This is a genomic window from Phenylobacterium sp., from assembly GCF_036263695.1.
In the GTDB taxonomy this organism is placed as follows: domain Bacteria; phylum Pseudomonadota; class Alphaproteobacteria; order Caulobacterales; family Caulobacteraceae; genus Phenylobacterium.
In genome coordinates, this window is sequence record NZ_DATAGM010000435.1 from 1 (window position 1) to 8,365 (window position 8,365).

The following is an 8,365-nucleotide window of genomic DNA, read 5'->3' on the forward strand; positions in this document are numbered from 1 at the left end:
GAAGTCTTCGGGCGAGACGCCGCGCAGGACCGGGACCACGTCCTCTATCCGCGTGACCGCCGTCCACGCCTGGAGGAACTCCGGCGGCGTCAGCCTTTGGGCGACGCTGGCGTTGAAGAACTCGAACAGGCCTTCCCAGAAGCCGTCCGGGTTGTAGAAGACGATCGGCTTGGCGTGCAGGTCGAGCCGTCGCCAGGACAGCAGCTCGATCACCTCCTCCAGGGTGCCGATGCCGCCCGGCAGCACGACGAAGGCGTCGGAGGCCTCGAACATCTGCATCTTCCGCTCGTGCATGGACTGCACGACGATGGTCTCGACCTCCGTCAGCGGCCGCTCTTTGCCCACCAGGAACTCGGGGATGATGCCCAGCACCTGGCCGCCTGCCGCGTGCGCCGCCGCCGCGCAGGCGCCCATCAGGCCGACCCCGCCGCCGCCGTAGACCAGCCGCAGCCCAGCGGCGGCCAGTGCGCGCCCGAGCTCGGCCGCCGCCGCCAAATAGGCCGGATCGGCCGCGTTCGACGAGCTGCAGTATACGCAGACGGAGTCCAGACGTTGGGGCTCTGCGCCCATCGGATCGACACTCCAGGGTCGGGGTGAGAAGTGCGCCGGTTCGGCGCGCCAAGGGGCAGTGCTAGGAGGTGGCGCGCACGCTGGCAAGCTGACCCTTGTCGCACCCTCGGCCAGTGCGGGTTTGGCGCGCGCAGGAAATCCGTCACAATCGAGGGGCGGCCCGCGCGAGGCGGGGTTTCGAAGGAGCGGTGCGCGCGTGGCATTCATCCAGGCCGGTCCCCAGCGGCGGTTCGCCGTCCCGGGCGCCATCGCCCCGCCGTCCGTGAAGTTCGACGTCAAGGCCTCGCTGGCCGACCTCGGCCGCCTGGTGATGCGCTCCGGCGCGCCGCAGCTGCGGCTGCGGATCGCCGTGGCGCTGGGGTTGGTGTTCGTCGGCAAGCTGGCCGCGGTGGGGGCGCCGCTGATGATCGGCGACGCCATCAACAGCCTGGCGCCCGGGGCGGGCGCCGCGGGCGTGGCCGTGACCGACGCCTTCCTGACCTTCGCGCTCGCCTTCGCGGGCCTGCGCCTGATCGCCGCCTGCGCGCCCTACGCGCGGGACGCCATCTTCACCGTCGTCTCGCAATCGACCATGGCCAAGGCCGCCACTGAGGCCTTCGACCACGCCCTGGCCCTGTCGCTGGACTTCCACCAGTCGAAGCAGACCGGGATGCTGTCGCGGATCATCGACCGCGGCGCGCGCTCTACCGACTTCCTGATGCGCTCGGTGGTGTTCAACCTCGGGCCCACGGCCGTCGAGCTGGTGCTGGCGATGATCGCCATGACCCTGCGGTTCGACTGGCGGTTCGCCCTGACCGCCTTCGTGACCATCGTCGTCTACGCCGTGCTGACCTTCAAGATCACGGACTGGCGTATCGCCCATCGGCGACAGCTCAACGAGGCCGATAGCCGGGCGGCCGGCATGGCCGTCGACGCGATGATCAATTACGAGACCATCAAGACCTTCGGCTCGGAGGCGCGCACTGTCGCCGAGTACCAGTCCGCCATGCGCGACTATGTGCGGGCGGCGGTGAAGGCCAACACCTCGCTCAACCTGCTCAACGCCTCGCAGTCGGTGATCCTCAACGTCGGGCTGGCGTCGATGACCGTGCTGGCGGGCTACGAGGTGAGCGGCGGGCGGATGGAGATCGGCGACATCACCGCCGCCATCCTGCTGCTCACCGGGATCTATCAGCCGCTGAACATGCTGGGGTTCAACTACCGGGAGATCCGCCAGGCCTTCATCGACATGGAGCAGATGGTCTCCCTGATCGGGCTGGAGCCGGAGATCGTCGATGCACCGGACGCCGCGGACCTGCCGCCCGCCACCGGCCGCGGCGCAGAGCTGGTGTTCGACCAGGTGGAGTTCCGCCACGACGCCCGCTCGACGGGCCTGCGGGATGTGAGCTTCACGGCGGCCCCGGGAACGACGACGGCCCTGGTAGGCCCCTCCGGCGCGGGCAAGACGACGGTGGTCCGGCTGGCCCTGCGCCTCATCGATCCGCAGGCCGGCCGGATCCTGATGGACGGCATGGACCTGCGCAGCGTGAAGCAGGAGAGCCTGCGCCATGCGGTGGCTCTGGTGCCGCAGGACGTCGCCCTGTTCAACGACACCCTCTACGCCAACATCGCCTTCGCCCGGCCCGGCGCCCGGCGCGAGGAGGTGCGCGATGCGGCCGAGGCGGCCGAGCTCGGCAAGTTCATCGAGGCCCTTCCGGAGGGAATGTCCACCCAGGTGGGCGAGCGGGGGCTGAAGCTGTCCGGCGGCGAGCGCCAGCGGGTGGGCATCGCCCGGGCGCTGCTGGCCGACCCGCGCCTGCTGATCCTCGACGAGGCCACCAGCGCCCTCGACGGGCCGACCGAGGCCGCAATTCAGGAGACGCTGCGCAAGGTGAAGGCGGGGCGCACCACCCTCGTCATCGCCCACCGGCTGTCCACCATCGTCGACGCCGATCAGATCCTGGTCATCCGCCGCGGCCGCATCGTCGAGCGGGGGACCCACGCCGAGCTGCTGACCCGCGCCGGAGAATACGCCGCTCTGTGGCGGCGCCAGACGCGGGAATCCTGACCGCTACTCCGCCGCCCGCACCACGTCGTCGGCGTCGTCGCCCACCGCGATCGGCCGCTCCTTGGCGTGCCCGACGACCCGCCGGCCGAAGCCGAACAGCCAGCGGAACTGCTCGGCCCAGACCTTCGGCGCGGCCAGCAGCACCGGCGTCAGCACCAGCGTCAGCAGGGTGGCGAAGGACAGGCCCCACACAACCGAGGCGGAGAGCTGCACCCACCATTCGGAGCCCGGTGCGGCGTACTCCAGGTGCCCCGTGCGGAAATTGGGGTGCACCTTGAACATCAGCGGGAACAGCCCGACCACGGTCACGATGGTGGTCAGCATCACCGGGCGGAAGCGCTGGGTCGCGGCCCGCACGGCGGCGTCGTCGTCCGCATGGCCGCTTCGCTTCAGCTGGTAGAAGGTGTCGACCAGCACGATGTTGTGGCCCACCACCACCCCGGCCAAGGCGACGATGCCGGTCCCCAACATGATCACCGACATGTAGTCGAAGGTGTGGGCGATATTGACCACGACCCCCAGCAGCACGCCGACCGTCGCCAGGATCACCGCCGAGAGGGTCACGAACACGCCGTAGAAGCTGTTGAACTGCCAGAGCAGGATCAGGAACATCAGGAACAGGGAGGCCAGCATCGCCACGGCGAAGAACTGCGCAGCCTCCTGGCCCTCTTCGTCGGCGCCGGTGAACTTCCAGCGGACCGAGGAATCCAGCGGCGCCTTCTCCAGCCACGGGCGCAGCTCGGCGATCTTCTGGTTGGCCGCGACGCCCTCGACGGTGTTCGCCTGCACGACCACAAGGCGCTGGCCGTCGCGCCGCTGGATGGTGGTCACCTGCTGGGCCGGCGCCTGCTTGACGAAATAGCTGGCCGGCACCGGCCCCTGCGCGGTGCTGATCTTCAGCTGGTCGAAGGCGGCGATGTTGCGCGCTTCCGGCGGGAAGCGGACGCGGATGTCGAGCTCGTCCTCGGCGTCGTCGGGCCGGAAGCGGCCGACCAGCACGCCGCCGGTGACGAACTGGATGGCCTGGCCGACGGTCAGGACGTCGACGTTGTAGCGGCCGGCCATCTCGCGATCGACCCGCAGGTTCCACTCGATGCCGGGCGAGGTGCGGTTGTCCTCCAGCTCGATGAGCTGGGGATCGGCGGCGAGCTTGGCTTTGACCAGGTCCGCGGCCCGGTTGAGCGCCGCCGGATCGAAGCCCCGCAGCTCCACCTGCACGTCCTTGCCCACGGGGGGCCCGTTCTGCGGCTCGAGCACCTCGATCTGGACGCCCGGCATGTCGGCGACGCGGCGGCGCACCTCCTTGGCGAGGTCCTTGCCGGTGACGCCCAGCTCCTTGAGCTCCTCGTACTCGACGAAGTCGACCCGCACCCGACCGACCGAGTCGTTCGGCGCCGCGCCCGGGCCGCCGCTGTTCATGGGACCAGCGCGGGCGAGGATGGATTCCACGCCCTTCATGCCGGTCAGCCGGTCCTCGACCTGGCGCACCAGCACGTTCTGGGCTTCGGGCGAGAGGTTGCCGCGCGCCTTCACGAACACCGCCGCCCAGGGCGGGTCCTCCCGCAGGAAGAACTCGGTGGCCCGCGGCTTGGAGGCGAACTCGAAGACGATCACCGTCACCAGCACCGCGGTGGCCAGCAGCACCAGCAGCGGCTTGTGAGACAGGCTGTCGATGGTGCGGGCGTACCAGCCCATGAAGCCGGTCATCTGCCGTGGGTCGCCGTGCTCGGACTTTTCGATCTCGGCCAGGTGCGCCAGGTCGACGCCGGCCTTGCGGGCCGCAAGCGAGCCCAGCGCCGGTGTGAAGACCAGCGCCACGAAAATCGACGCACCCAGCACGAAGAACAGGGTCAGCGGCAGGAAGCTCATGAACTTCCCGGGGATCGAGTTCCAGAACAGGAAGGGCAGGAAGGCGCAGAGGGTGGTCAGGGTCCCGTTGACGACCGGCCAGAACATCCGCTTGCCGGCCGCGGCGAAGGCCTCGGCCTTGTCCAGCCCCTCGGCCATCTTCCGGTCGGCGTACTCGACGACCACGATGCCGCCGTCCACCAGGATGCCGACCGCCAGCACCAGGCCGAACATGACCATCATGTTCAGCGTGATGCCCATGGCGTTCATCATCAGGAAGGCCAGCATGAAGCAGGCGGGGATCGCCGCGCCGACCATCAGCCCCTGACGGATGCCCAGGCTGGCGACGATGATCACCATCACCAGAATGACGGCGATGATGATCCCGGCCTCCAGCACCAGCAGGTTGCGGTGGATCATCTCGCTTTCGTCGTAGAGGAAGTCAGCGCGGATCGTGGAGGGCCAGCGCTTCTGCTCCTCGGCGACCACCTGCCGGACGAGGTCGGTGGTCTCCAGGATGTTGGCGCCCGAGCGCTTGGAGACCTCCAGGATGAAGGCCGGCTCGCCGTTGAACCGGCTGATGCTGGCGGCTTCCTTGAAGGTGCGCCGCACGTCCCCGATGTCGCCGATGGTGACGACCTTGTCGCCGCTCTTCTTGACGGGCAGGGCCAGGATGTCTTCCGGGCGCTCGACCACGCCCGGCACCTTGACGGCGAACTGCCCCGGACCGGAGCGCAGGCTGCCCGCCGGCACCAGCTGGTTATTGCGGCCGATCACCTGGGTGACCTCGCCGACCGTGACGTTGTAGGCCTCCATCCGCAGGGGATCGATGGTGACCTCGAGGAACTCCTCGCGGGTGCCGCTCAGGAACACCTCCAGCACGCCCGGTGAGGCCTCCAGCCGCTCCTGCAGGCTGCGGGTCGCCTGGTAGAGGGCCCGCTCTGGCGCCGCGCCCGACAGCACCACCCCGATCACCGGCTCGCCGGCGAAGTTGGCCTCCTCGATGACCGGTTCTTCGGCGTCGGGCGGGAACTCGCCGCGCGCCAGGTCGACCTTGGCGCGCACGTCGGCGAGCGCCTTGGCCTTGTCGAAGTCGGCCTCGAACTCAAGGTTGACGGCGGCCATGTTCTGGCGCGCCACCGAGTCCATCTGCTTGACGCCTTCGATGCTCTGCAGCGCCGTCTCGAGGGGCTTGACCAGCAGCCGCTCGGCGTCCTCCGGCGACACGCCGGGGTAGGGGACGATCACCGAGACGAACGGGATGTCGATGTTCGGTTCCGACTCGCGGGCCATGTTGAGATAGGTGAACAGGCCGAACAGGCTGGCGATCAGGGTGACGCCGAGCACCACCTTCCGCCGCTTGATGGCGCCGTCGATCAGGGCTCCGATCATGCCTGCCTCCTCGGCGCGCCCGCCCTAGCGGGCGAGAGCGACCTTAACCTTCTGGCCTTCGCCCACATACGAGTGGCCGACGGTGATCACCCGGGCGGACCCGTGCAGTCCGCTGACCCACAGGCCCTCCGGCGTCTCCTCCAGCACCCGCACCGGCGAGAAGCCGACGCGGCCGTCGGCGCTCACGTAGCGCACGCCTTGGCGGCCGGCGGCGTCGAGCACCAGGGTCGAGACCGGCACCCGGTGAGCCGGCCCCATGCCCGCGCCCAGCCGGATGTCCGCCGAGAGGCCGGAGCGGGCCGCGTTGCCCGGGTTGCGGGCGGCGATCTCCACCCGATAGGTGCGGGTCTGCGGGTCCGCGTCCTTGGCGACGTAGCGGATCTGGCCGCTCAGCGTCTGGCCGGAGACCAGCTTGGCCGTGGCCGGCGCGCCGATGCTCAGCTTCGCCGCCTCGGTCTCCGGCACGTCGCCGACGATCAGCAGCGGGTCGAGCTCGATCATCGTCCCGCAGGGCTGGCCGGGCGCGAGATAGGTTCCGATTTCGGCTTCTCGCCTGTCGAACACCCCGGCGAAGGGGGCGCGGATGTTGACCTGCTCCAGCGCAATCTCCGCCTGCCGCACGGCCGCGGCGGCGGCGTCGAGATTGGCCTTCTCCTGCAGCACCTGCGTCTGCGAGCGGTAGCCCTTGGCCGCGAGTTCGTTGGCGGCCTGATGCTGCAGCTGGCGCGAGCGCAGGGCGGCGCGGGCCTGGTCGAGGGTCGCGCGCCGGGCGTCGACCTCCAGCCGGCAGAGCACCTGGCCCGGCCGCACGAAAGCGCCCTCGGTGGCGGGGACGGCGGCGACCACCCCAGCTGTCTCGGAGCGCACCACGACGCTGCGCGCCGCCTCGGTGCGCCCGCGGATCACCACGGCGTGGGGATGCAGGGTCTCCGGCACGTCGATCACCTGGACGGTCGGCGTGACGCTGGCCGTCGTGGTGGCGGCCTTGGCTTCGCCATCACCGGCGGCGGTGATCAGCGAACGCACGATGAGGTAGAGCACCAGGGCGCCCACGATCCCCGCTGCGAACAGCCATGACGATTTCAGCTTCATGAAGCTGGCGTTCCCCGACCTGAACGGACCATGCGACCTTGATTCGCCGCCCCGCGCAGGTTCACCTACGAATGGTTGCTGCGCTTTTGATGCCGGCGTTCTCCGAGCGCAAATGAATTCCCCGACAGGATGGCTATTCGCCGCATAATCTTCCGGGGCTGGGCGGGCTCGGGGGCGCAGGCGTGCGCCGTCAGGTCGTGCGGCACATTTCTGTTTTGAGGAGACGGGTTTGAAGTACCTCCACACCATGGTCCGCGTGAAGGATCTGGACGCATCCCTGGATTTCTACGTCAACAAGCTGGGGTTGCAGGAAGTCTCCCGCGCGGAGAACCCCGCTGGGCGGTTCACACTGGTGTTCCTCACCGCGCCCAAGGACGTGGAGCAGGCCAGGGCCGAGAAGGCCCCGATGGTCGAGCTCACCTACAACTGGGATCCCGAGGACTACACGGGCGGGCGCAACTTCGGCCACCTGGCCTATGCCGTGGACGACATCTACGCCGCCTGCGAACGGCTGCAGGCGGGCGGGGTGACCATCAACCGGCCGCCGCGCGACGGGCGGATGGCCTTCGTCCGGTCGCCGGACGGCATTTCCATCGAACTGCTCCAGGCCGGCCCGGCGCTCGAGCCGCGCGAGCCCTGGGCCTCGATGCCGAACGTGGGGTCCTGGTGAGCGGGCGGCTCGCCGGCCGCTCGGCCCTGGTCACCGGCGCCGCGGCCGGCATCGGTCGGGCCATCGCTGAAGCCTTCGCCGACGAGGGCGCCGACGTGGCGCTGCTCGACCGGGACGCGGCCCGCCTCGCCGAGGCCGAGCAGGGGCTCGCCGGCTCCGGTCGGAAGATCCTCGCCATCGCCTGCGATCTGGCCGACGCCGAGGCGGCCCGGGCCGCCGTCGCTCAGGCCGTCGACGGGCTCGGCAAGCTCGACATCCTGGTCAACAACGCCGGCATGCTCGCCGCCGGGGACGTGCTGAACCTCTCCCTGGAGGACTTCGACCGGGTGCTGGCCGTGAACCTCCGCGCGCCGTTCGTGATTGGGCAGGCGGCCGCGCGCCACATGGTCGAGCGCGGCCTGAAGGGCGCGATCATCAACATGAGCTCGATCAACGCCGTGCTCGCGATCCCTGGGCAACTCGCCTACGTGACCTCGAAGGGTGGGATCAACCAGCTGACCAAGACCATGGCCCTGGGGTTAGCGCCCCACGGCGTCCGGGTGAACGCCATCGGCCCCGGCTCCGTTATGACCGACATCCTGAAGGGTGTGATGGGGTCGGAAGAGGCGAAACGGAGCATCCTGGCCCGCACCCCGCTCGGCCGCATCGGCGAGCCGGCGGAAATCGCCAAGGTCGCCGTCTTCCTCGCCAGCGACGAGGCGAGCTACCTCACCGGCCAGACCATCTACCCGGACGGCGGCCGCCTG

At 69.6% G+C, this 8,365-nt stretch carries 6 protein-coding genes; 3 read left to right on the forward strand and 3 right to left on the reverse strand.

Features of this window, described 5'->3' with window-relative positions:
- The coding region (locus VHK87_RS17605; RefSeq protein WP_329636195.1) for a TIGR00730 family Rossman fold protein at positions 1–570 on the reverse strand (570 nt) is incomplete at its 3' end.
- Between the two features lie 196 nt (positions 571–766).
- Between VHK87_RS17605 and VHK87_RS17610 the strand changes: the two genes are divergently transcribed.
- Positions 767–2,617: an ABCB family ABC transporter ATP-binding protein/permease gene (locus tag VHK87_RS17610; protein WP_414694165.1), complete on the forward strand. Its 1,851-nt coding sequence runs from the start codon at positions 767–769 to the stop codon at positions 2,615–2,617.
- A gap of 3 nt (positions 2,618–2,620) precedes the next feature.
- On the opposite strand, the gene VHK87_RS17615 is transcribed toward VHK87_RS17610, so the two are convergent.
- Together VHK87_RS17615 and VHK87_RS17620 are read right to left on the reverse strand one after the other, a co-directional pair.
- Positions 2,621–5,857, reverse strand: a complete 3,237-nt coding sequence (locus tag VHK87_RS17615; RefSeq protein ID WP_329636196.1) for an efflux RND transporter permease subunit — start codon at positions 5,855–5,857, stop codon at positions 2,621–2,623.
- Positions 5,858–5,881: 24 nt separating this feature from the next.
- The gene (locus tag VHK87_RS17620) at positions 5,882–6,949 is read right to left on the reverse strand and encodes an efflux RND transporter periplasmic adaptor subunit (protein ID WP_329636197.1); all 1,068 of its coding nucleotides are present in this window, start codon (positions 6,947–6,949) and stop codon (positions 5,882–5,884) included.
- A 229-nt stretch (positions 6,950–7,178) separates the two neighbouring features.
- Here VHK87_RS17620 and gloA point away from each other — a divergent pair, with 229 nt between their 5' ends.
- Together gloA and VHK87_RS17630 are read left to right on the forward strand one after the other, a co-directional pair.
- Positions 7,179–7,619 (forward strand): lactoylglutathione lyase, encoded by a 441-nt coding sequence (gloA, locus tag VHK87_RS17625; RefSeq protein WP_329636198.1) that lies wholly within the window; start codon positions 7,179–7,181, stop codon positions 7,617–7,619.
- Positions 7,616–8,365, forward strand: a 750-nt coding sequence (locus VHK87_RS17630; RefSeq protein WP_329636199.1) for an SDR family oxidoreductase, incomplete at its 3' end; no start/stop codon positions are given. The genes gloA and VHK87_RS17630, both read left to right, overlap by 4 nt.